This is a genomic window from Oleiphilus sp. HI0079, assembly GCF_001635105.1.
Genome location: NZ_LWFT01000149.1, coordinates 1 through 526 on the forward strand (window position 1 = coordinate 1; position 526 = coordinate 526).

Genomic DNA, 526 nt, shown 5'->3' on the forward strand with positions numbered 1-526 from the left:
ACGCGCTCCTGCTCCGACCTCAAACACTGAAAATACGGCGACGAGAGTGACGAGAAAAACGAGAAAAACAAGAGTCTGTCTTTGAGAAATACCGGAAAAGAAAGAACGAATTTCAAAAGAATCGGCGAATGCCGAACTACTAATGCTTTGTATCTAGAATATCGCCGATGCTAAGCGTTTGAACGTCACTTTGAACGCTTTCACCATCAGAAGATAAGGCCTCAATAATAAAGGCGTAGTCGCGGCTCTCATCGAGTACACCAGCAACACGCACTATGCCCTCTGCATCGATCATGAAAGGGCCGCTGTAATCGCTCTCGCCATCCGCTTCAAGCAAACGATAGATGACCGTATGAAGATGAAAATCGAATTCCTCCGGCGATGCACGCACCCCCACCTCAGTGCCCGTCCGCACTTTGCGTAATGTAGCAACGCGTCGGTTCAAATCAACACTATATCGCGTGCTGTTCTCGCGTGTCTTGTCGTTGCGGCGCTCTACCATGCGTATCTCCATAACCTTCCTTCC

Annotated in this window: 1 protein-coding gene; it reads right to left on the reverse strand. The window is 49.0% G+C overall.

From position 1 onward, the window contains the following. Window positions 1-139: 139 nt before the first annotated feature. On the reverse strand, window positions 140-526 hold a 387-nt coding region (locus A3750_RS02270; RefSeq protein WP_231871678.1), incomplete at its 5' end, for a hypothetical protein.